A 24,314-nucleotide genomic window follows, 5' to 3' on the forward strand; every position below is an offset into this window, starting at 1 on the left:
TATGTGTGGTAAATCTTCTTTCCGTGCATCGTTTATTCTTAATCTAAAGCGTGAAATTGGTCCTGGTCCGACTGCAGAAAATTAACAGCCAACCAGGCCAAAACACTTGTAGCCGTCTCAAGGGCTTTTTCATTCAGGTTGAAATGTGGGGTATGTAAAGCACACGTTGTTCCTTGTTCCTGGGCAACACCGAAGCGATAGAATACAGATGGAAATTGTTGCGTATAGTAACCAAAATCTTCGGCTGTCATGCGTACCCCCATTTCTTCAACACGATTTTCACCCAAAAAATTTTTTGCCCAGGCAATAGCTTTTTTTGTGGCATCAGGATTATTGTAAACCACCGGATAGCCGTCTTTAATATCTACATGGCAGTGAGCGCCCATGGCCGCTGCCGTCCCTTCGGCAATCTCTTTTATCCGTTTTTTGATTAGCCCTCGCCACTCTTCGTCGAGGGTTCGCAGAGTACCGGCTATTTCAACCTTTTCGGGAATGATATTGGTTGCCCCTAAGCCTTCGATACGTCCAAATGAGAGTACCGTAGGTATGGTTGTGGGCACCATACGCGATACTATTTGTTGCAGTGCTACAATGATATGCGATGCAATTAAAATGTTGTCGTTAAGCGTGTGGGGGAGAGCAGCATGTCCGCCCTTGCCCGAAACGGTGAGGTAGACTTCATCGCCTGAAGCCATATACATTCCGGGTTTAAAACCTACTTTGCCGGCGGCCATTTCCGGTAACACGTGTTGCCCTATAACAAGGTCAGGTTTAGGGTTATCTAATGCCCCTTCTTTCAGCAGTAAGCTTGCACCACCGGGAAATTTCTCTTCACCCGGCTGAAAAATAAATAATATGGTGCCGTTCCATTGGTCTCTAAGTTGATTTAAAATATTTGCCACACCTATTAATACAGCTGTATGGGCATCGTGACCACATGCGTGCATAATGCCTTTATTTACTGAAGCAAAAGGCAGGTTGGTTTCTTCCTGGATGGGTAAGGCATCCATGTCGGCACGCAGGGCGATAGTACGTCCCGGGTTTTTTCCTTGTAAAGTGGCAATAATTCCTGTTCCTGCCACACCGCGCCGAAAGGGTATCCCGGCCTGTTGCAGACGGGAGGCAACATAATCAGAGGTATTGTGTTCATTAAACGATAGTTCGGGATTTTGATGTATATGACGCCGGTCAGCGATAATGGAATCAAGTTGAACTTTTGTGAGCTTATTGATGAGTTGTTTTAAGGTTTCCATCATTAATGTTTTATAAATGCATAATTTTTTTTGATTTCATGATGTTTGTTGAGCCAAAGCTTAAGTGCATCATATCTATTGAGTACTGTGAAAACAAAGATAGTGGTTTATGCCGGGATGTAAAAAATGGGTGTTCTGCTATTCAATTTCGGCAAGGGTTTTGTAAAAATTGGTTTTGTTATAAAATTCTCAGGTGAAACTCTGAAGGTTATTCCTGTTTTTAATTTTGTTTAATTTATGATGCTATGAAGTTTATGAAAGACAGAGTATTTGTTTCCGTTGTTTATCAGAATCGGAAATATTATTAGATTTGTCAAAGTTTTGCCATACATCCGAATAAATTTATCTAAGATATTGGTCGGATGCAACTCGCATGACCATGCAATTACAGACCCGGAAGTGCTCAGACAAAGGAATGGCTGGTGGTTAGTCATTCGCCGGTAATTATTAGCGTTTATTATACTTAGGACTTCTGACTTGAAACTAACAACTAATTACTAACAACTAAAAACTAATTATATAAAAAAGGTAAACTATGAATAGGCTTTATTTATTCTTGTTTTTTTGTGTTATTGGTGTAACAGGATTGGCTCAGCAATCTAAACCCGTAGCAGAGTTTGAAGAAAAAATTTTCGATTTCGGTGAGATTAAGGAAGACGGGGGAAAGGTGACACATACCTTTACCTTTAAAAATACCGGAGGACAGCCATTGATTATCCATAATGTTCGTGCTTCTTGCGGTTGTACCAGTCCGGATTGGACGCGCCAGCCTGTGCAGCCCGGAAAGACAGGTTATGTGAAAGCAACGTTTGATCCCAGTAACCGACCCGGTAATTTCAATAAATCCATAATGGTTTATACCAACGGACAAGAGCCTACCATTGTGTTGCGAATCACAGGTAAAGTGTTACCACGCGAAAAAACTATTGAAGATATTTATCCTCGTGTGATGGGTCCTGTTCGCTTGAAATCAGCTCATCTGCCTTTTACGCGCATCGACCCTAAGGGTGTGAAAACCGAAGAAATGGAATTGATTAATACTTCCGACAAAGCTGTTAAAATTGAATTTGAAGGCGTGCCCAAGCACCTTGAAATAAAAATGGAACCTGAAACCGTTCAACCAGGGCAAAAAGGAAAAATTATCGCCACTTATGATGCTCAGCAAAAAAATGACTGGGGATTTGTGGTCGACCAGGTTTATCTTAAAATCAATGGCGCGTCCAATCGTTCAAACAGATTGAGCATTAGTGCTACTATCGAAGAGGATTATTCCAAATGGAGTGAAGAACAATTGGCTAATGCGCCGGTTATTGAAATAGATAACAGGGTTTTTGATTTTGGAGAAATTAAACAAGGAGAAAAAGTAACCCATGCTTTTGTTATTACCAATAAAGGAAAATCCAATCTAATTCTCAGAAAAGTAAGAGCCTCTTGTGGATGCACCGCAATACAGCCTGAAAAGAAGGTGATAGCTCCCGGCGAAAGCACACAAATTATCGCGGAATACAATTCAAGAGGGATGAGCGGCCGACAAAATAAATCCATTACGGTTTATTCCAACGACCCTAAGCGGAGTACTCTTTTGCTTAGGTTAACCGGTACAGTGGTGAAATAATTGCTCGTTCTGTTTAATTTAATAATCTAATTTTTAGTGCTTCAGGGATTTATTTGATATGCCTATGATAAAATACCTAATAGATTATTAACTTTGCCTTCCATTGTTGTATGAAAAAGGAGATTTGTGGATGAGTTTTAGTAACAAATACAATCATATAGAGAATGATCCTTCTTATAAAGGATTAAATGTTAATAAAGGAGTAGAAAGTTTACCGTCGGTAAATCCGGATGCCTCCCGGTTTTTGAAGCGTAAACGATCAAAGCTGACGGTGGAACAATACGTGGAAGGCATCCTAAAAGGGGATGTAACTATCCTGAGTCGTGCTGTTACAATGGTTGAGAGTAACAAAGCCGAGCATCAGGAAATTGCCCAAAAAATAATTGAGGCCTGTTTACCTCATGCCGGAAATTCCATACGTATAGGGATTACCGGTGTTCCGGGAGCAGGGAAAAGTACCTTTATTGAAGCTTTGGGACTTCACATTATTAACGGGGGGCGTAAATTGGCTGTTTTGGCCATCGACCCCAGCAGTGAGCGGTCGATGGGTAGCATTCTGGGAGATAAAACCCGTATGGAAAAGTTATCTGCCGAAAAAAATGCGTATATTCGTCCTTCCCCTTCGGCCGGATCATTAGGAGGTGTAGCCCGAAAGACTAGAGAAACCATCATCTTGTGTGAAGCCGCCGGTTTTGATACAATATTCATTGAAACTGTCGGGGTTGGACAATCAGAGACAGCAGTGCATTCGATGGTTGATTTTTTCTTGTTGCTCATGCTTGCAGGTGCCGGCGATGAGCTGCAGGGCATTAAACGGGGAATTATGGAAATGGCTGATGCCATTGCCATTAATAAGGCTGACGGGCAAAATATTGATAAGGCCAAAATGGCTCAAGCAGAATACAGAAATGCTTTGCATTTGTTCCCCCCTTCCCGGTCAGGTTGGAGCCCTAAGGTGGAAATTATTTCTTCGCTCTACAATAAAGGAGTGGCAGAAATATGGGATATGATTATGGAGTACATGGACCTGACAAAGGGAAACGGGTTCTTTGCCGCAAATCGCAGAGAGCAGGCCAAATACTGGATGTATGAAACCATTAATGAACATTTAAAGAATAACTTTTACCAACATCCCGGCATCAAAGAAGAGCTGGCAGCTTATGAGCAAAAAGTGCTTAATGACCAAATCAGTTCTTTTATGGCCGCTCGGGATCTTTTGAATAAATACTTTGATAAACTATAATGATTATTTTTTATGAGAAAAATTGCTTTTTTATTGGTCATTGGTGTTTTACTTGCTTCTTGCGGTAAGAACAATCAATACACTGTAACAGGAAACATCGAAGGGGCCGGTGACGGTACTGCTCTTCTGCAAAAAGTAGGAAAAACAGGCGCTGAAACCATCGACAGCGTTCAGGTTTCCGATGGGAAGTTTCAATTCACCGGAACGGTGGAAAATTCCGAATTGTATTTGATCACCATTAACGAGAACAGGATGCCTGTTGCTTTGTTTTTGGAACCCGGTAATATTAGTGTTACTGGTAATATTGACAGTTTGAAGGATGCCGTTGTGGAAGGTGGTGAATTGAATAAGATACTCAAAGCTTTCAACGAATCCATTCCTTCTATGGATAGAGCTCAAGCGCTTCAGCAAGAATTTATGGAAGCCCGTCAGGCCGGCGACCAGCAAAAAATGCAAGCCCTGGCAGCAGAATATCAATCTATCATGATGGCTCAGCAGGAGTATTATCACAATTTTGTTCGTGAAAATAATGATAATGAAGTAGGTGCCTTCCTGGCTCTGAATATGGCCAGATCGTTGGAATTGGATGAACTGGAAGAGCTGGTAACCTCTTTCGAAGAAAACATTCCCGGACATCCTTATGTGGAAGAATTGAAAGAGATGCTGGAGCCTATGAAGCAACAGAAAGCTGCCGAAGAAGCCATCCAGATTGGAAAAGTAGCTCCCGATTTTACCCTTACCGATAAAGATGGGAATGAAGTAAGTCTTAAAGACTTTAATGGAAAATATGTTCTTCTGGATTTCTGGGCTTCATGGTGCCGTCCTTGTCGTGATGAAATGCCCAATGTGGCTAAAGCCTATGAAAAATTTGGGGGAGAAGAGTTTGAAGTTGTTGGTGTCTCTTTGGATAAAACCAAAGAACCTTGGTTGAAAGCCGTTGAAGAAGACAATATCACATGGGTTCAGCTTCACGATCCTGAAGGTGAGGTGGCTGATATTTATGGTGTGCAAGCCATTCCTTTTACCTTGTTGCTTGACAAAGATGGTGTTATCATCGAAAAAAATCTTCGCGGTGACGCTTTGCAAGAAAAACTGGATGAAATTTTTTAATTAACAAGTCAAAACCTCTTCCTTAAGGCTGTCTGCAATTTTGTGGGCAGCCTTTTTGTATTTAATTAGTATAAGATTAGTCAATAGTGGTTAGTCGTTAGTAATTAGTGGTTAGTCGTTAGTAGTTAGTAATTAGTTAATCAACACTAGTCACTAATGACTGTTCACTAATGACTAAAAACTTCTTCTGCCTTCTGCCTGTGCACTTCTGCCTGTGTCGTTTATACATGTTCTTTTGTGGCAAAGGTTGCCATGCTCGTTTCATTCGTATATAATTTATTTAACTCATAGGCCGAATGGAACTCGCATGGCTTAATAAAATTTATACATATCCTTTTGTAGCAACAGCCGCCATGCTCGTTTCATCAGTATAAAATTTATCTAATTCATTGGCCTGATGGAACTCGCATGACAAAGAGTTTTATACATTCTCTTTTGTGAAAATCTCTCATTGTCATGCTCGTTTCATCCGTATAAATATTACTTAAGTCATTGGTTGGATGAAACTCGTCTGGCTTATTTATGCATGATTTTGTTATGACAGACTTTATTAGTCTTGCTCATTTCATTCTTTAAACTTTTATTTCAACAAAGAGAAGGGTTGATTGTTAATTAATCTGTGACTTATTTGGAATTTATTATATTTGAAAGAGTAAATATTAAACTGGAATGACAAAAAAAGCTTACCGGGACAAGAATATGGTTAAATTGTGAACCACCACCTGGTGGGTAAATGCGAAATTATTGAGTAGTATTTAGAGCTTTGTTTTGTGTAGTAAAACGACATAAGAGTTTGTAGATTTCTTTTAAAAATTGGTCGGATTCATTCTAATACTTCGTTACGTCATTGTGTGGAATGCAAAAAGCAGAAACGGAAATCATTGGTTGGAGTTCATACACTAAGCACTAAAAACTGGTCTTTTAAAAGTTTTAAGTACAGGGTACTATTATTCAGTTCCATGATATTAATGAATTAAATAAATCATAATTGAATAGATTCTTTAATTAAAATTAAACCATAGTATATCATGAATTACGATCTCGTAGTTATAGGAAGCGGTCCTGGTGGTTATGTAGCAGCTATTAGGGCTTCTCAATTAGGTATGAAAGTTGGCGTAGTAGAAAAAGCTGAGCTGGGAGGTGTATGCTTGAACTGGGGTTGTATCCCAACCAAATCATTACTTAAAAGCGCTCAGGTTTTCGAATATTTATCACACGCACAAGATTATGGCGTCAATATTGAAGGTAAGGCATCACCCGATTTTGGTGCCATGGTAAAACGAAGCCGTGACGTGGCTGCCGGTATGAGCAAAGGGATACAATTTCTCTTTAAGAAAAATAAAATTGAGGTTATCCAGGGTACCGGTAAACTTACAAAGGATAAAAAGGTAGAAGTAACCAAAAACGATGGCGAAAAAGTGACCGTCGAAGCCAAACATATTTTGTTGGCTACCGGAGCCCGAAGCCGGGAATTGCCTAACCTGCCGCAAGACGGTGAAAAAATTATCGGTTACCGTAAAGCCTTAACACTCGATAAACAACCCAAGTCGATGGTTGTGGTTGGTTCCGGTGCCATTGGAAGCGAATTCGCTTATTTCTATAATTCTATCGGAACTAAGGTTACCTTGATTGAATACATGGACAATATTGTTCCGTTAGAAGATGAAGAGGTTTCCAAACAACTGGAACGCTCCTTTAAGAAAGCCGGAATTAAGGTTATGACCAGTTCCGAAGTAACCAGTGTTGATACTTCGGGTAACACTGTAAAAGTTACTGTTAAAACCAAAAAAGGGGAAGAAAATATAGAAGCAGATATCGTTCTTTCGGCTGTCGGTATCTCACCCAATATTGAAAATATTGGTCTGGAAGAGGCAGGCGTACAAGTAGAAAAAGGACGAGTAAAAGTAGATGAATTTTATCGTACCTCTGTCGAAGGCGTTTATGCCATTGGCGACATTGTTCCCGGCCCGGCGTTGGCACACGTGGCTTCTGCAGAAGGAATCATCTGTGTGGAAAAAATTGCCGGAGTTGAGGTGGAACCCCTCAATTACGGAAATATTCCCGGATGTATCTATACTTCACCCGAGGTGGCCAGCGTCGGCATGACCGAAAAAGCAGCCAAAGAAGCCGGGTATGAACTGAAAATCGGTAAGTTCCCTTATTCTGCCAGTGGAAAAGCCAGTGCGGCAGGTCATAAAGAGGGATTTGTCAAACTCATCTTTGATGCCAAATACGGCGAACTGCTCGGTGCTCACATGATTGGTGCCAACGTTACCGAGATGATTGCCGAACTGGTAACTGCCCGTAAGTTAGAAACCACAGGACATGAAATTATCAAATCAGTGCATCCGCACCCAACCATGTCAGAAGCTGTCATGGAAGCCGCTGCTGCTGCTTATGATGAGGTGATACACATTTAATATATTGTCGACTTTATTTTTTCCCCGTACAAATGCAGGTTTTGCTGTCGTACGGGGTTTTTTATATCGTGAGTGCTGTTGCCGGTTTTTCCGACAACTTGCTTTTAGTGCATCATCGATTTCAGATTGTTGGCCATCTTCTGATTGTATTCCATGGTAAGGTTGCGATAGTTGACCAGGTCTACAATGGTTCCTATAAAACATAGGCCTGCCGTTAGCAGATATAATATCCCCATACCTATTTGGTTTAGCAAAAAGCGATGTACGCCCGCTACACCAAAAAATCCAATTAATGCTGTTAATAAGGTTATCTGAGGATCGCGTCGGCGGGCACGATATATCATCAGAAAATCTTTTACTTGCTGGTCGGATTTCTCTTTTAGGAGATTATCCAGGAAATAGGCTTCTTCCATTTCCGCTTCGGGCATCCAATTTAAAATTCTTTCCATTCGTTGTTTATTTAGGTGATGAAAACTTAAAATCATTTTTCAGAAGCATGATGCTTCGGGTTAGTAATATTATTACGGCAGGGATACCCAGGGGATGTGCGTTAAACGATGCAGCCCATTCGCCCCGGAACAGCCAGGAAATGGAATGTCCTAATCCGCAGCCGGGACAATACTGAAATCCGGCATTCTTTAACGGACACAGGGATAGATGCGATTCTGTGGGGTCGGTCAGTGCTAACGCTATGATGGCACCTATCCATATATAGGCTTCCAGATGTTTTCGTTGAAACTTATATCTCATCACGGCTTCTTTAGGCCAAATTTACAATATATTTGACGATACAACGGAAATATTGGTGGTTTTATTTATCGGTAACCAAAATTTTGTTATCCCAAATCTGCTATAATTTGATAAATGTCCGATGGATATGTCTGTTTCATATATTTTTTCCGCGGCCTAATGCCATGCAGGCGATAAGAATCATGTTTGTAGCTAATACGGCTTATCATTATATTTGGTTTTATTTTTCACCTTCAGGGGATTTTTAAGAGCCGACAGCTTATTTAACTCAAAGAACTTTGAAAATGGTTCGTGACTGACATCTAATATACAAAATAAACGTCATGAATGAAGTAAAAAACGATTTGAGACTTGAATTATCATTAAAAGCCAAAAACGGTCTGGAATTTATAATATCGGGAATGATACTCTGGATAATCATTACCATTGTCTGGACCATGAATTTATCAGGATATAAAAAAGGGATTCTGACATTTATGGTGAGCGGGTTGATGTTTCCGATGGCATTTGGTTTGTCCCGACTTTTAAAGACCCAGTGGAAGATTAAAGATAATCCCTTGCATCCCATAGGAGTAAGACTTAATATAGCGCAACTGTTCTATTTTCCCTTTTTAATCTTCGTCATGGTCAAAGTACCTGACTACTTTTTGATGACTTATGCCATTATTACGGGAGCACATCTCTTTCCTTACGGTTGGTTTTACAATGAAACAGGATATTCTTTAATGGCAGGGCTCATGTCTGTGGGTAGTTTGGTGTTGGGATTATATTTGCCCGGGAATCAAATGTATTTGATAGGCGTTTCAATGGGCCTCTCTTTCTTTGTCTTGGCGATATGGCTCTATCTTTCTTACCGGAAGAAAGCCAATAGTCAGAATCATGACGAATGATGTAAGCCAATTGATGATGCATTGAGAGTATCCGGTTATTTCGATTCTGTTTTACCCGTTTCCAATCATATTGGCCCTGTTGGTTTTTTATGTTAGCACCCTCTAATCACTCAGTTTGGTAAATTTTCCGAGTTGCTGCAGCGTGCAGGGCGTTGGCGACAAAGTTTCCGGGCCGCTGCAGTGTGCAGGAAGTTAGCGACAAAGTTTTTGAGGCGCTGCAATGTGCAGGACGTTGGCGACAAAGTTTCTGAGGCGCTGCAATGTGCAGGACGTTGGCGACAAATTTTCTGAGTTGCTGCAGCGTGCAGGACGATAAATAAAACGCAGAGGTGCAGAGCCACAGAGAGGGGCAGAGGACGGAGGTTGAAAGTCAGAAGTTTGATAACCATCGTGTTGCCTTTGAGTTGAATATTTATTTCAAAGGTGGTTTTGATTAATTGAAACGTTCCGACCTTGAAGGGGTAGAATATTAGTAACCAATGTCTAATGAAGAAAGGCAGCCCTGAAAAATCAGGACCGCCCCCTTCTAAAAATGCATGATTTGTTTTTGATTAAAACTCCTTAAATCATGAAAAAGAAGTACTATAGCCAAATACTTACGACGCTACTACTTTTCTTATTTCCGGTGGATGATACGGCTATCACCTGATAATACATCTTCACATTTTGGCCTCTGTCACAATCTTTCATAGAAGTAGTGCTGGTTTTTCCAACTTCTGAAGCATAAGACATACTGCTTGAAGATGCAACCTTTACAGTGTAAGATACTGCATCGTCAGCTGCATCCCACGAAATGGTAACACAGTTACCGTCTTTCTCCACTTTCACATTGCCGGGTTTACCGGGAATAATGGCATCGGGGTCGGAATTGGGCTCATCAAACAACACTGCCTGAACAGCGGTTTCTCCAATAATATCACCGTTTTCATTTTTAAGTATCGCTTTGAGATAGTAGGTGTTACCATCTACAAAATTCATATCCTTCTTAAAAGCAGTTATATTAATAACCGATGAATAGTTCCAACTGAGATATAAGTAATTCTCCTGATATGCCAGCTCGTATTCTCCATCTTCGGTATCGGAACAATACAATTCAAGCACCAAATCACCTGCTGCTTCCCACTCACTCTCATTGTCGAATAATTCGGAAACAGCCAGATAAACATCCAATGACAAACCGCCACCATTCCAACCGTTATATCCACTACCGTTAACCTTTAATTCGGCAATTTCACTTTCTGTGGTGAAATTCACCATAGCTACATCGGAAAAGGCCTTTACATCTGCTTCGGTATTGTAAGCATACAGGTAGAACGTATATTCCGTTTCCGGGGTTAACTCTTCAATGGTTACGAGTATTACTATGAACAATGTTTAAAACTGGATACTCTGCAATTGTCTGACCTTGCCCGGGCGCAGATTCTTCATATTAAAGGTCTGATATATGAAGAACGTCTTTTGCACGACAGCGCATCTTATGTTTATACAGCCGCCGTTGACCTGCTACCTGCCGATACCTTGCAGGCTATCCTGCTGATCCGTGCCGCCTGCAATGATGCGCGGGTTCCTGATTACGACAGATACCAAACTAATATGGCTTCAGCCGGGAAGCTGGTCAAAAAACTGAATGATCCCGTTCAGGATGCTGCTTTTCTGGGGGCTAAAGGTGATTACTATATCGAAATTGAAGACTACGAAAATGCTATTGAATCATATATGTCTGCCGACAGCATTCTGGAAGCTCATGGCATCATCAAGGGACGCCAATATTTTCACAACCGAACCAGCTATGCTTACCGAAGAAGTTCGAAATACCCGCCTGCCTTTGAGCACATGCTGAAAAGCATCGAATTTTCCGAACAACTCCAAAACAAATATCGACTGGTATCCAGCTATCTGAACATTAGCCGAATGTATCGTGATGTGCAGCGATACGATGAAGCCATGAATTGGGAAGAAAAACATTTGGCGCTGGCGCGTGAGGTTAATAGCATTAATAATATCAGAAAGGGACTGGAAAATATGGGAATTATCCATGCCGAAAAACAAGAGTGGGATACGGCTCAATCCTATTTTGAACAGGCCATGGAATTAGCTTTTGAGATCAATAATCCTGACGCCATCACTTTTGCACTAAGTAATATGGGCAACTTCTTTTTCCGGAAAGGCGACATAGACATGGCTCTTTCTTATTATGAAAAAAGTTATGAGTACCGAAAAAAGAATTTTCCCAGAAATAATGGAATGGTGAACATTCTTTTCCATCTGGGGTCTGCACATCTGGCAAAAAAGAATTATGAATTAAGTGAGAAATATCTTTTAGAGGCACAGGCTTTTGCCGACTCTTCACAAAATAAAGGATGGGCACTCTCGGTGGGAGAACAATTAAACCGTCTGTATAAAACAACCAAAGATTACAAAAAATATGCGCTCAGCCTGCAGTATTACCTCGATGCCAATGAAAAATGGGACTCCGATAAGGAAAATACACGATTTAATAAACTTACGCTTCAATACGAAAAAAAACAAAAAGATGCCACCATCGCATTAATGGCCCAAAAATTAAAAACCCGACGTCAGCTATTAATCTTTCTTGGTATTATATTGTTGCTGATTATTGCCATCATTACCATCGCTTTGGTTAATAAAAAAGCCAAAGAGCAGGCTATCAAAACTTTATATCGTCAATCTGTCTTAGCCCATGATCAGCAAAAAGTGATTAAGACCCTGCTGGAAAAATCAACCCCGGAACACCAGGAAAATCCGGAAAATAAAATGTTGACATCGCTTCTTCATTTGCTGGATGTTGAGCATATCTATCAAAATTCCGATTTATCGCTGGATTCGCTTGCCCAGGAGCTGGGAACCAATACGACCTATGTTTCGCGGTTGATCAATAGCGAATTCAATTGTAATTTCAAAACCTTTATAAATCGCTACCGCATCAATTATTCCAAGGTGGAAATCCGGGAAAATCCGGATAACCTGGGTATGAAAAACATTGGCATGAAAGCCGGGTTTAAATCGCAGTCGAGCTTCTACGCTGCCTTTAAACAGGAAGTGGGTATGACCCCCCTCCAGTTTGCCAAGGTCTCCCGGATGGGAAACAAAGAGGAAGAAAAAGGCAAAAAGTCGGCGTAAAGGTATTCTTATTGTATTGCCTCATATTTTTTTGAGTCGCAGCAGCGTGCCGTAAAAAGACTAAATGCAGAGGTGCAAAGATGCAGAGAGGGGAAAGCCGGAAGCCAAAGTATAAGTTCGGAAATACAAATCCTTTAATAATGCGTTGTGGATTACAAATCCACACCGACAAGGATGCAGAGAGGGGAAAGCCGGAAGCCAGAGGCCCGACGTCAGATATTAGAATATTAGAGGCTGTAGGGTGGGGGTAGAAGGCTTACGCTTCTAACCATAATTGCTTTTGCATTGATTTTTTACTACAGATGCGGTTTATATAAATCTGAACATTCGGACCACAAAGGGGTTACAGATTTATAGACTCTGCCGTGGCGGTGCATCCGGTAACCGGTGAAGTTTTTGTTCTATCTGCCGATAATCGGCTGTTAACGATTTACGGGAACAAAAAACTGAAATCGGTTTATCCGCTGGCAGAGGAACTGTTTTACAAGCCTGAAGGACTTGGTTTTGCCGATAATGGCGACTTGTATATATCCTCCGAAGGCATTAAAAATGGTTTCCTTAAGGGACAGATTCATTATTTTAAATGGCATCCCAATGAGTAGTGAGGGATAAACTGTTCTGTGGCAAAAGAAGTTTAGTTAACAGTCTTTAGTATTGGTTGCACTAATGACTATTAACTATCCACTAAAAACTAATTTTAAGTTTCATACAAACAATATCCTAAGAGTTATTAAAACTGATGAAACGAGAATGGCAAGAAGGTTTTACACAATAAGAATATGTATAAACTTAAACCATGCCAGTTCCTTCTGACCAATAAATTAAGGAATGTTTTTGCAACCTCAGGCAAAATTTTTGGTAAAGATTGAGTGGTTTATTTTTTTTATATCTTTGAAAAAGATACTTCATAAACATATAAATAGTGAGATGGGAACTATGACTAAAACAACAAAAAATCCATTGATTTATCAAAGTCAGAAGCAAAAAATCCTGGATAAAGCCAAGGATATGTTTATGAAATATTTGGAGCAATTTGCAGAAAGCAAGAACCTACCTGAGAAAGACTTATCTCTAATCAAGAAATCTTTTGAAGAAGTATATCTGGAGAAAAAGGCATCTTACATTTTCGAAGATAAACTAAAAGATTTAAATGGTTATTTAAATCAGGCGCTTATTCATGCCATTTCCGGAACTTATAAGAATCAGACTAAAACTGAAAATTTCACTAATGTTTTTTATTATAGAAACAAAAAAAGTGAAATAGCTTATGAGCGCTATTGAAGATGCAGAAGGCTTCCCTGAAAATGGCGGTGATAACAAGGGACATTCCTCGTCCGATATTCCTAAATCTAAGATTAAAGGGGTGCTGGAGGAGTTTGAAATGTACGCGCTCCAGCATGGGAATCAAAATTTGTTAGATATAGCCAAATTTAGTGACGCCCAGAAAGATAAGTTGCTTGAAATTTTGAGTGTTAACGAAAAAAATGCTTTTGAATATCACTCAAAAAGAATAGAGGCAATTAGGGATATTGAGGTTAAGAAAATTGATGCTTCTATTGTCAATCAAAAAACCTTAAGGATTTTGATTGTATCAGCCGTTGTCCTCCTTCCATTAATAACCCTTATTATTTTATTTTTTAAAGAATCTTATTTTATTCCGTGGCTTACTTTTTTAACCGGATTAATGGGTGGAGTAGGGATAAGTAGGATGATATCGCGGTTCTATCAACAACTTTCTGATAAAAATCCTATTGAGAATAATTCGGATAATTAAAATTGGATGAATTAGGGTATTAATTATTATGCATATATAAGTTTAAATTGGTACGTTACCGTTGGACCTGGTATATCAATAATTATTCAGTAATGTATTCATCTGCAATAAAAAAGATTTTGGTTTCGCGGATTCTTTCCATGGAGGAGGTGGAATCCTGGTTGGCAGAGCATCGTTCCTTATATCGGATGGCCTGCCAAGAGCTGAAAAAAAGTGATAAAGATTTGGTGACTTTGCCCAGTGGTATCAAAGTAAAACGATTATTTTTCCTGGATGAGGAGCCGGATTGGTTTAAGTTATATCATATCTATAATGAGCTTGAAGAAATTGCCGGTTTTCACCGGTATGAATCCTATTTTAAAGAAGAAATGGAGCGTTATCAGGCCATCAAAGCATCCAGGAAATTACAACAGGAGTGGTTACGAAAAAATTTAAAACTGGGAACTGATAAATTTTCAATTTTTGAACCCCTCTATTTTGACTATGAAGGGTGTGAAGATTTTGGGGAAGACAAATGGCCTTTAGGATTATATATTTCCGGTAAAACAGATTTGAGATTATTTATCGACCGAAATGATTTTAAATATACCCTTGAGTTTATTCATCTCTTTCATGAACTTTTTTATGATAAAAATTTATTACCCAATTGTTTGGAACGAATACAGGCCGACTTTATAGATTTCAAAAAGTTTAGGTTGAATTGAATGTTTGGCTGAGGGAAACGCAGAGGGGCAGAAAGAGCGGGTGAGAATAGATTATTAAAATTTGGAGTGTTACGGAGTTTTTTTCCCTTTGAGTAGGGATAGTTTTTTAATTTAAAAACAAATGTTATTAGGCGCAATCATAAGTTATTTTTTATTTCAACTCTTCTATCTTCATTTTAGCCATAAGAAAACAGCGTCCTCGCTTGAAGACACTTCAAGCGATTTTTTTTCGTTTTCAGAAGTACAATCGATTAATATAATATATTCACTTCCATTTTTCATAACAGTTAGCGTGCCATCATTTATTTCTTCAATAATGGCAGTTTCACTCTCCGAATAGAAATTAATTAAATATTCAAAAAAATAAGTAGTATTATTCATTCGTATATAATTTATTTAACTCATTGGCCGAATGGAACTCGCATGGCTTAAAAAATTTATACATGTCCTTTTGTGGCAAAAAGTCGCCATGCTCGTTTCATCCGTATAAAATTTACTTATTTCATTGATATATTGATTTTAATATTAGTAATTAGTGGTTAGTCATTAGTCACTAGTCAATTAACACTAATGACTATTGACTTATGACTAATCACTAACGACTATTGACTTCTTCTGCCTTTGTCGTTTATACATGTTCTCTTTGTGACAAATCTTTTTAGTCATGCTCGTTTCATTCAATGTACTTTACTAATAAAAAGAATAGTTCTGAAATCTTAAGAACAAAAAATAAAGTAGTGTTTGGGAATGGTAGAATAATTGATTTATAAAAAAATTTGTAAGATAATTTGTTTTTGGGAGTCTAATATCCAGGAGGTGAAAAAGTGACTAAATCCGAATTTGAAAAAATATATAAATTATATTTTAGCCCGGTTTATAAATATTTGCTTAAACTTTGTAGAAACCAGCATATTGCAGAAGAAATAACCAGTCAAACATTTTTTAAAGCAATAAATAATATTGATAAGTTTGAAGGCAAATGCAATATTAATAGTTGGTTATGCCAAATTGGTAAAAATACTTATTATACCTATTTAAAAAAGAATAAAAGATTCGTAGAATTTGATTCTTTGACAAAAATAGAAGATATGAGTACAGATATTGAAGAACAGCTTGCCACTTCTGAAATTTCTATGGAAATATTTAAAGCATTACACTTGATTGAAGAACCTTATAAAGAAGTGTTTAATCTGCGAGTCCTTGGTGGGTTAAGTTTTAAACAAATTGCAGAAATTTATTCTAAAACTGAAAACTGGGCTTGTGTCACTTATCACCGTGCCAAAAACAAAATACAAATTATAATGGAGGGAAAGAAATGAAAATTTCATGTAGCGTTGTTCAAGATTTATTACCACTTTATGTTGAAAGGATGACTAGCGAAGAATCTAATTTGTTGATAGAAGACCACCTTACTGATTGTAATAAGTGTAGAAATATACTAAATTCACTTAAGACGAATATAATAAAAAGTAAACCAGATGCAGAGGCAAGTGTTCCGCTAAAATTTATTCAAAAAAATATCAAAAATCGACAAACCAAAGCTGTTGTCTTTGCTTCATTGATTGTATTTTTAGCAATGTTCGTGATATTTTCATATCTGACAAAACCAGATTATATTTCCTATAATGATAGCGGTATCACAATATCAAAAATAGAAAGTCAAGAAGTATATGCGAATTTTTCAGAAAATGTAACTTCTTATAGTACTATAAAATACAATACCTCAGATAATCTGGTTGTAATGGAAATTAAGGCATGGACATCTGTTTGGGATAAATTGCTTAACAAATCAACCCCATCCGTTTTAATTTCGACTCCGGACTCAAAGGTTGATAGAGTTTATTATTGTGACTATTCAACGAAAGATGACAATATGATTGTTGTATATGGAATAGACCCGAATACAAATGGGGGTATAACATCCTTGCCAAGAATCGTACTTGGGTACTATTTTATGATTGCGCTCATTGCTTCAATTATTGTTGGGGTTGTTTGGTTCTTGTTAAGAAAGAACCATAAAGCAGGTAATATTTGCAAGTATCTATTTTTTGTTCCGACGTCTTATTTGATTAGCCATATGTTACTTACCACAAGTTTTATTTCATTTTCGGCAACCAGAGATTTTGTTATGAATCTTATTGCTTCAATAGCAATTTATGGGATTAGTATTCTTGGAATATCATTGTTTAAGCAGTATAAGTTAGACAGAACAAAATGAGCATAGGGTGAAAAAGAAAATCCTGTTTAATCAAAAGCCGGAAGTTTGAAATTTAATAACCACAGTGTTGCCTTCGAATTGAATCTTCGCTTAAACCCCAATTTTTATCAATCCAAACGATACGCCCATGTCTACGTGATTTATAATCCACGCAGAAGAAAATCTAATTCCGACACACACCAACCAAAAGTTTTTACTCATAGCTTAGCCGCAAAAATTTTTCATAAGGCAGCCGGAATTTTTTTTTATAACCTACGCAAAATTTTTCATAAGCTATCAAAAAAAATTTGGTAGCCTTAACGAAACTTTTCGGTAGCCTTAAGGAAATTTTTCCGTTAGGTTAACGAAACTTTTTGGCAGCCTTAACCAAAATTTTTCCCTAAGCCTTACGGAAATTTTTTCCGGTAGACTACAGGATTTTTTTTGCGTAAGGCAGAGAAAAAAATTTCCTTAAGGTTAGCCGGAATTTTTCCCCGTAACCTATCGGGAAAAATTTTTCATAACCTATCAGAAATTTTTCCACCTAACCTACGCAGAATTTTTTCTCATAGCCTATGAAAAATTTACGTCTGCGTGGATTTGTAATCCACGCAGAAGAAAAGGTGTGGATTTGCAATCCACATTGAAAAATTGGCCAATCCAACGCGGACATTATCGAAAGGTTTAAATGAAAATTAAGCTTAATCGAGTATAAGGTCGGGATTACAAATCCACAACGACAAGGGAAACCCTTGTGGCTGTTGTCGTAAAAGAATTTGGCGGTAATCCGGAATTGATAAACAAAGCTTACTTCAGATAATTTTCAATTCCTTGATTTGGACATAGCAAAATATCGTAACCATTGGTATCTTTCTACCACCCCTAATTAAAAATCCACAACGATGGGGTTAGAAAATTTACATTGACGTGAAATATCTTCTCACCAACGGTAGGACATTAAATCTCTTTCAAGCTCAATTATTAATTTTGCAATCTCATCACATTCTTTTTCTGATAATTTTTTTAAAGTATTTTCCACTCGGCCCTTTATGACATCATTATTTGAATTTAATGTTGGTTCTTCTGAATTAAGTCGGTTAAATAATTCATTCCACTTTGGTTTTAAATCATCAGGAAAATCATTTTCATTTAGCGGATTAAGTATAATAAAAGCCTCCCAAATTTTTTGTTTAATATTTCTTTTCCCTTTTAACTTTCGTACGGCAGAATTAAATTTTTCTTTAGCGTAAGTTCCTTTCATATTTTTAACTTTTTGCTTTTAAATTATTAAGTAATCCTAATAACTAAAACTACTCCCACCCAGGAATTCGCGCAGGATGGATGTGGGCGGAATTTCTCTTTGCTGAATGGGTTTAAAGTACCGGAAAAACTTTAGCAACCGGTTGGCTTCGGAATATTCGGGTTGGTTGGGTTGAACCTCGAGCAGGATGGGTTCGGCATAAGGCTTAAGGACGGCCAGTTCGTAGAGGAGGGCCGAGTTAAACATGACATCGGCCTCTTCCTGAAAGGGGAATATGTGTTTGTCTTCGCCGCGGCGTACACTGTCCCATCGCGAAATGGTTTCCTGTGCCGAATAGCTACGGTAACGATAATCGCGTATTATGCGTCGAATTAGTCGGTTGTCGGTAGTTGGGATTCTTGTTTGGTCGTCAATATTAATGTTGGTGAGGGCCGACACATAAATTTTAAATTTGGCACTATTTTCAATAGAGTGAGTGAGTTTAGGGTTCAAAGCATGGATGCCTTCCACAATGAGGATGTTATCCTTTTGCATTTTAAGGGTTTCACCGGTAAAGATTCGTTTTCCGGTTTCAAAAAGGAATTTGGGTAGTTCCACTTCTTGTCCGTTGAGGAGTTGTTGCAGATGTTGGTTAAAGAGTTCCAGGTCGAGGGCTTCCAGGGCTTCGAAGTCGTATTCGCCGTTTTCATCGCGAGGTGTTTTTTCACGATCCACAAAATAGTTGTCGAGTGACAGGTTGAGAGGAGTAATGCCATTGACCAGCAGTTGTATGGCCAGTCGTTTACTGAAGGTGGTCTTACCGCTGGAAGAGGGGCCACTGATGAGAACGAGGCGCACCTTATCTTTACGTGCGGTGATAGCATCGGCAATTTGAGCAATTTTTTTCTCATGGAGGGCTTCGCTTACTTTAATGAGTCGTTCGGCCTTTCCTTGTGTGGTGGCATTATTGAGGTCGCTGATGTTAGTAACGTTCAGAATTTGGTTCCATTGACTGAATTCCCGGAATATTTCAAACATCTTTTTTTGCTCTACCAGCTCTTGCACAGCATTGGGATTGTCCTTTCCGGGAATTTGAAGTAGCATCCCATTGTAATATTTGTTTAAATCAAAAACTTTAAGGTAGCCGGTGGATGGGGGTAGAGTACCGTAAAACTTGCCAACATGCCCTTTCAGTGTGTAATAAGTGGTGTAATATTTTCCGCGGTGTCGCAGAAGGTCTACTTTATCATGTAATCGGTGTTGTTTAAAAAGTTCGATGACATCATCGGTTTCGTCTCTGTGTCTAACTATGGGAATATCTTCCTCAACCAGTTGTTGCATTTTTTTGCGAAGGGCAATGACATCTTCACAGGATATAGGTCCCGGGATATCATGTAATTCACAATAGAAGCCTTTACTAACCGAATGGTCGACTCTGAGTCGTGCACCGGGGAAAAGCTCACGGGCAGCGGCATAAAGTAAAAAGAATAGCCCGCGGGTATATATTCTCATTCCATCTTTATGGGTGATATCAATAAATTCAATGGTTTTGGGATTATATATTTCGAAAGAGAGTTCCCGCACCTGATTATTTACCATTGCCCCTAAAATGGGATAAGGCAACCGGATATTCTTTTGTTCGGCTATTTCCTGTAAGGTAGAACCTCTTTCAACGCAGTAAGCCTGGCGGGTATTAATGCATTTTATCCGTACTTCTTTCTTCATTCCTTTAACAATTAACGGGATTACTCAATATTTAAACAGTTTGGCATAATTCATGCCAAACCGGGAAAAATGTACGGATTAAGATAGCCAAAAAAAAGGGAATTACAAGCCTTCCATTTTGAGAAATCGGCCGGTATAGCTTTGCGGGCAGTCAGCCACTTCTTCCGGTGTTCCGCAGCAAACGAGCTGTCCACCCTGCGAGCCACCTTCCGGGCCAATGTCGATAATATAGTCGGCAGTTTTGATGACATCCAGGTTATGCTCAATCATAATGACTGTATTGCCTTTTGAAATGAGCTTATTTAGTACATCCAGAAGGACTCTGATATCTTCAAAGTGAAGGCCTGTGGTGGGTTCGTCCAGCAGATAAACGGTTTTCCCGGTATCTTTTTTAGACAATTCGGAAGCCAGTTTTACCCGTTGCGATTCTCCGCCCGAAAGGGTAGTGGAAGGTTGTCCCAGCTTAATATAGCCGAGCCCTACTTCCTGCAATATTTTTAATCGGTGGACCAGCGAAGGGATATGCTCAAAAAATTCCACCGCCTGATTGATGGTCATGTTTAAGACGTCGCTGATGGATTTGCCTTTATACCTTACTTCCAGGGTTTCGCGGTTGTAGCGTTTGCCATGGCACTCGGGACACTCGACCATGACGTCGGGTAAGAAATTCATCTCAATCACCTGTACACCGGCACCTTTACAAGTTTCACACCGTCCACCTTTGACGTTGAAAGAGAACCGTCCCGGCTTGTAAGCCCGTATTTTGGCTTCGGGCAATTCGGCAAAGAGTTTCCGGATATCATCAAATAATTTGGTATAGGTAGCCGGATTGGAGCGAGGTGTTCGTCCCAGGGGCGATTGGTCAACGTTAACTACCTTGTCGATGTATTCGAGTCCTTTAACGGATTTATAGGGTAGAGGATCTTTAACGGATTTATAAATGTACTGGTTGAGAATGGGATACAGTGTTTCGTTTATCAAGGTGGATTTGCCGCTTCCCGACACACCGGTAACACATATGAAGGTGCCGAGTGGGAATTCGACATCGATATTTTTGAGGTTATTACCCTGAGCACCTTTAATTATTAATTTGTGTCCGTTACCTTTTCTACGTTCAGTCGGTACGGGAATTTTTTTCTTACCCTTGAGGTAACTGGCCGTAAGTGTTTTTGATTTAAGGATTTCTTCGGGTGAACCCTGGGCCACCACTTCACCGCCGTGTCGTCCGGCATAGGGGCCCATATCGATAATATGGTCAGCGGCCAGCATCATATCGCGATCGTGCTCAACAACCAGTACCGAGTTGCCGGTATCGCGCAGTTGTTTCAGAGAGTTAATAAGCCGGTGATTATCGCGTTGATGAAGCCCGATGCTGGGTTCATCGAGGATATAGAGTACATTGACCAGCTGAGAGCCAATCTGGGTAGCCAGTCGAATGCGCTGGCTTTCTCCACCCGACAGAGACATGGTGCTTCTGTTTAGGGTAAGATAGTCCAGTCCTACGTCTAGCATAAATCCCAGTCTGGCTCTGATCTCTTTTAAAATCTCTTTGGCAATGGTTCTTTGTTTGGGCGATAACCGGTCTTCCAGTCCTTCGCACCATTGATAAAGCTCTTTCAGATCCATATTGCTAACCTGAGCAATGTTTTTGCCGTCGATAAGGAAATGAAGAGCTTCTTTATTTAGTCTCTGTCCGTTACATTCGGGGCAAGTGGTCTTTCGGATAAACTGGTTGGCCCACTTTCTGGCTTTTTGAGAGGTGTCGTTATGTTGCTGGTTCTGGATATAGCTGATAATTCCATCAAAACTAAGGGTGTAATTGGATGATGTTCCTAAAGGAGTGTCTTTCAGCCGTAAAGGTTCAGTTGTTCCGTGCAGTATTTCGTCCAGTCCTTCTTCCGGAATGTTTTTGATGGGGGTTTTAAGCTTAAAGCCATGTTTGTGTGCGATGGCTTCCAGTTGCCAAAAAATGAGGTTGTTTTTGTATCGTCCCAAAGGAACAATACCGCCCGAATAAATCGATTTAGATTTGTCGGGAATGATTTTTTCGATATCGGTTTCTTCGATATATCCCAATCCTTTACATTTTGAGCAAGCCCCTTGTGGCGAGTTGAATGAAAAATTATGGGGCGCCGGTTCATTATAGGAAATACCGGTTGTGGGACACATTAACTGTCGGCTGAAGTAGCGGGGAGTGTCAGCATCTTTTTCTAGTACCATCATTACATTTTTCCCCTGCTTCATGGCCAAGGCGACAGAGTCTTCCAACCGTTTCCGGTCCTTTGAGGTAATTTTTAGTTTATCAATGACTACTTCAATGAAGTGGTTTTTATAACGGTCAACCTTCATGCCGGGGCGTACTTCTCTCATTTCTCCGTCTACCCGAACATTAAGAAATCCCTTTTTTCGGATTTGCTCAAACAACTCTTTGTAATGGCCTTTACGCCCTTTCACCAGTGGTGCCAGGATGTAGACATTTTTCCGGTCAAATTGAGAGAAAATAAGGTCTATAATTTCACGGTCGGTATATTTCACCATTTTTTCACCCGTTTTGTAGGAGATAGCCTCACCGGCACGGGCATAGAGAAGTCGAAAAAAGTCGTATACTTCGGTGGTGGTACCTACCGTGGACCTGGGATTTTTGCCGGTGGTTTTTTGTTCGATGGAAATCACAGGACTTAACCCAGTGATTTTATCGACATCCGGTCGTTCCAATCCACCCAGAAATTGTCTGGCATAGGCCGAGAAGGTTTCTATATAGCGTCGTTGTCCTTCGGCATATATGGTGTCAAAGGCGAGAGATGATTTTCCGCTACCACTGAGTCCGGTGACAACAACCAGTTGGTTGCGCGGAATGGCAATGTCAATGTTTTGCAAGTTATGCACCCGTGCTCCTAATACCTCTATCTTATCAAAGTCTTTTTCTACGGGTGTGGCTACGTTATTTAATGTCTTCACTGATTTTATTTTTGAAACCTTCAAAATTAGTAAAAGAAATCTTGCCACAAAAGAATCCTTTCTTTCGGTCGTGCAGGAAAATGCTTCAGGACCAAAAGAATCAGGCTTAAGAGGTATTAAATAAATTTGTTATTCGACGCGTGGTGGCGCCTGAGTTGGTGAAGATTTTTCAATAATTGCAAAAGTAGGGTCTTTGGGAATTTTAATGTGATAAGTTTTTCTGCGGGAATTGGTTAGTTTGATGTCCCTCAGCCACGGATTTAAATCTTTTAGCTCTTTATAGGAAATGCCATATGATTTGGCGAAGTCGGCAAAATTGCTAATTGAAGAGTCGACTTCAACAATAAAGGTTTCCGGCATGTGATAAAGGTCTTCTGCTCGAACGTGAAAGCCATATTTTTGAGGGTTTTCAAGAATTTCTTTAATGGCAATAATCCTGAAAACATACCTTCCGGTTTCTTCGTTGAGGAGCAAGTCGTAATAGTTATCTGCCTTTTGCCGATTCATTTGTTTCAGAACGTGGGATCTTCCGGCATTGTAGGCAGCTGCGGCAAGTGTCCATGAGCCAAACTTTTCATAGCTTTTTTTCAAGTATTTGCAAGCTGCTACTGTGGCTTTTTCCAGATGGTAACGTTCGTCCACTTCGTTGTTTACCTCTAACCCAAAATCGGTAGCAGCACTACGCACAAATTGCCAGGGGCCTACCGCACCCGAAGGTGATGTGGCGCGCATGATAAGGCCGCTCTCGGCAAGCGCCAGATATTTGAAATCGTCGGGAACGCCTTCTTCTTTTAAAATAGGTTCTATGATAGGAAAATATTTGGCAGCCCTTTTAATAAAGAGCAAAGTTTGCGATTGCCAATAGGTATTGACCAACAGTTCACGATCCAGGCTTTCTCGAACGTATGACCGCTCTATGGGAACAGGTTCACCTGCAAAAGTGGGATGCTCAGGTACCGGAAGTGAAAAAATATTGTATTCTTTTTGAAAAAGTTCAATATGAGATGGTTCTGTTTCAACTTCCTCCGGGCTGGAAGAATAAGTTAACAAGCTCCACAATACGGCACTAATGCCAAAAAAAAGTATTCCCGAAAAAAATTTTAATAGCCTTGATTGTTGTCTGGTTGTCATGGTTTCTCCCCTTCGAATCGTTGCTGACTGATCAGTAGTTCTACAAATTTATATATTCTTTAACGGAAAACAATGTATTAGCGTACGCAGATAAGAAGAAAAAGTTTTAAGAGACCTGCAGGAAACCGGAATTGTGAGGAATGATAATGGGATATATGGTTGA

General features: G+C 39.6%; 21 protein-coding genes. 12 read left to right on the top strand and 9 right to left on the bottom strand.

What is annotated here, in order from left to right; translation table 11 throughout:
- Positions 1-38: 38 nt before the first annotated feature.
- Positions 39-1,253: a M20 metallopeptidase family protein gene (locus tag BM130_RS08235; RefSeq protein WP_044138386.1), complete on the bottom strand. Its 1,215-nt coding sequence runs from the start codon at positions 1,251-1,253 to the stop codon at positions 39-41.
- Between the two features lie 535 nt (positions 1,254-1,788).
- On the opposite strand from BM130_RS08235, the gene BM130_RS08240 reads away from it, so the two are divergent.
- The 4 genes from BM130_RS08240 to lpdA all read left to right on the top strand — a co-directional run bounded on the left by BM130_RS08240 (position 1,789) and on the right by lpdA (position 7,641).
- Entirely contained in the window at positions 1,789-2,868 is a 1,080-nt protein-coding gene (locus BM130_RS08240; RefSeq protein WP_010526469.1) for a DUF1573 domain-containing protein, read from the top strand.
- 130 nt (positions 2,869-2,998) lie between these two features.
- Complete coding sequence (gene meaB / locus BM130_RS08245) at positions 2,999-4,111, top strand: methylmalonyl Co-A mutase-associated GTPase MeaB (protein WP_010526468.1); 1,113 nt, start codon at positions 2,999-3,001, stop codon at positions 4,109-4,111.
- A gap of 12 nt (positions 4,112-4,123) precedes the next feature.
- Positions 4,124-5,221, top strand: a complete 1,098-nt coding sequence (locus BM130_RS08250) for a TlpA disulfide reductase family protein (protein WP_010526467.1) — start codon at positions 4,124-4,126, stop codon at positions 5,219-5,221.
- Positions 5,222-6,249: 1,028 nt separating this feature from the next.
- Positions 6,250-7,641: a dihydrolipoyl dehydrogenase gene (lpdA, locus tag BM130_RS08255; RefSeq protein ID WP_010526466.1), complete on the top strand. Its 1,392-nt coding sequence runs from the start codon at positions 6,250-6,252 to the stop codon at positions 7,639-7,641.
- A 104-nt stretch (positions 7,642-7,745) separates the two neighbouring features.
- Here the strand turns inward: lpdA and BM130_RS08260 are convergent, their stop codons facing one another.
- Positions 7,746-8,090 (bottom strand): TM2 domain-containing protein, encoded by a 345-nt coding sequence (locus tag BM130_RS08260; protein ID WP_010526465.1) that lies wholly within the window; start codon positions 8,088-8,090, stop codon positions 7,746-7,748.
- Positions 8,091-8,097: 7 nt separating this feature from the next.
- Positions 8,098-8,391, bottom strand: coding sequence for a DUF2752 domain-containing protein (locus BM130_RS08265; protein WP_010526464.1), 294 nt, complete (start codon positions 8,389-8,391; stop codon positions 8,098-8,100).
- Between the two features lie 323 nt (positions 8,392-8,714).
- Between BM130_RS08265 and BM130_RS08270 the strand changes: the two genes are divergently transcribed.
- Complete coding sequence (locus BM130_RS08270; protein ID WP_010526463.1) at positions 8,715-9,281, top strand: DUF7010 family protein; 567 nt, start codon at positions 8,715-8,717, stop codon at positions 9,279-9,281.
- Positions 9,282-9,863: 582 nt separating this feature from the next.
- Here BM130_RS08270 and BM130_RS08275 read toward each other — a convergent pair.
- Positions 9,864-10,652, bottom strand: a complete 789-nt coding sequence (locus BM130_RS08275) for a hypothetical protein (protein WP_010526462.1) — start codon at positions 10,650-10,652, stop codon at positions 9,864-9,866.
- A gap of 24 nt (positions 10,653-10,676) precedes the next feature.
- Here BM130_RS08275 and BM130_RS08280 point away from each other — a divergent pair, with 24 nt between their 5' ends.
- The 5 genes from BM130_RS08280 (at position 10,677) to BM130_RS08300 (ending at position 14,900) form a co-directional block, all read left to right on the top strand.
- Positions 10,677-12,422 carry a tetratricopeptide repeat protein gene (locus tag BM130_RS08280; protein WP_010526461.1) on the top strand — a complete coding sequence of 582 codons (1,746 nt, stop codon included), beginning with the start codon at positions 10,677-10,679 and terminating at the stop codon, positions 12,420-12,422.
- A gap of 365 nt (positions 12,423-12,787) precedes the next feature.
- The gene (locus BM130_RS08285) at positions 12,788-13,024 is read left to right on the top strand and encodes an SdiA-regulated/phytase-like domain-containing protein (protein WP_010526460.1); all 237 of its coding nucleotides are present in this window, start codon (positions 12,788-12,790) and stop codon (positions 13,022-13,024) included.
- 334 nt (positions 13,025-13,358) lie between these two features.
- Positions 13,359-13,703 (top strand): hypothetical protein, encoded by a 345-nt coding sequence (locus tag BM130_RS08290; protein ID WP_217645609.1) that lies wholly within the window; start codon positions 13,359-13,361, stop codon positions 13,701-13,703.
- Entirely contained in the window at positions 13,690-14,196 is a 507-nt protein-coding gene (locus BM130_RS08295; protein WP_010526458.1) for a hypothetical protein, read from the top strand. The genes BM130_RS08290 and BM130_RS08295 overlap by 14 nt, the downstream gene beginning before the upstream one ends.
- Before the next feature lie 92 nt (positions 14,197-14,288).
- Positions 14,289-14,900: a hypothetical protein gene (locus BM130_RS08300; RefSeq protein WP_010526457.1), complete on the top strand. Its 612-nt coding sequence runs from the start codon at positions 14,289-14,291 to the stop codon at positions 14,898-14,900.
- Positions 14,901-15,071: 171 nt separating this feature from the next.
- On the opposite strand, the gene BM130_RS08305 is transcribed toward BM130_RS08300, so the two are convergent.
- The gene (locus tag BM130_RS08305; RefSeq protein ID WP_010526456.1) at positions 15,072-15,281 is read right to left on the bottom strand and encodes a hypothetical protein; all 210 of its coding nucleotides are present in this window, start codon (positions 15,279-15,281) and stop codon (positions 15,072-15,074) included.
- A 443-nt stretch (positions 15,282-15,724) separates the two neighbouring features.
- On the opposite strand from BM130_RS08305, the gene BM130_RS08310 reads away from it, so the two are divergent.
- Complete coding sequence (locus BM130_RS08310) at positions 15,725-16,219, top strand: RNA polymerase sigma factor (protein WP_010526455.1); 495 nt, start codon at positions 15,725-15,727, stop codon at positions 16,217-16,219.
- Positions 16,216-17,118, top strand: a complete 903-nt coding sequence (locus BM130_RS08315; protein WP_010526454.1) for a zf-HC2 domain-containing protein — start codon at positions 16,216-16,218, stop codon at positions 17,116-17,118. The genes BM130_RS08310 and BM130_RS08315 overlap by 4 nt, the downstream gene beginning before the upstream one ends.
- Positions 17,119-18,037: 919 nt before the next feature.
- Here BM130_RS08315 and BM130_RS08325 read toward each other — a convergent pair.
- The 4 genes from BM130_RS08325 to BM130_RS08340 all read right to left on the bottom strand — a co-directional run bounded on the left by BM130_RS08325 (position 18,038) and on the right by BM130_RS08340 (position 24,151).
- Positions 18,038-18,358, bottom strand: coding sequence for a hypothetical protein (locus BM130_RS08325; RefSeq protein WP_010526452.1), 321 nt, complete (start codon positions 18,356-18,358; stop codon positions 18,038-18,040).
- 36 nt (positions 18,359-18,394) lie between these two features.
- On the bottom strand, positions 18,395-20,062 hold the full coding sequence (locus BM130_RS08330; RefSeq protein ID WP_010526451.1) for a nucleoside kinase: 1,668 nt from the start codon (positions 20,060-20,062) through the stop codon (positions 18,395-18,397).
- 102 nt (positions 20,063-20,164) lie between these two features.
- The gene (gene uvrA, locus BM130_RS08335; protein WP_010526450.1) at positions 20,165-23,020 is read right to left on the bottom strand and encodes an excinuclease ABC subunit UvrA; all 2,856 of its coding nucleotides are present in this window, start codon (positions 23,018-23,020) and stop codon (positions 20,165-20,167) included.
- A gap of 129 nt (positions 23,021-23,149) precedes the next feature.
- Positions 23,150-24,151, bottom strand: a complete 1,002-nt coding sequence (locus tag BM130_RS08340) for a lytic transglycosylase domain-containing protein (RefSeq protein WP_010526449.1) — start codon at positions 24,149-24,151, stop codon at positions 23,150-23,152.
- Positions 24,152-24,314 lie beyond the last annotated feature (163 nt).

The sequence above is a fragment of the Thermophagus xiamenensis genome, from assembly GCF_900112795.1.
In the GTDB taxonomy this organism is placed as follows: domain Bacteria; phylum Bacteroidota; class Bacteroidia; order Bacteroidales; family Marinilabiliaceae; genus Thermophagus; species Thermophagus xiamenensis.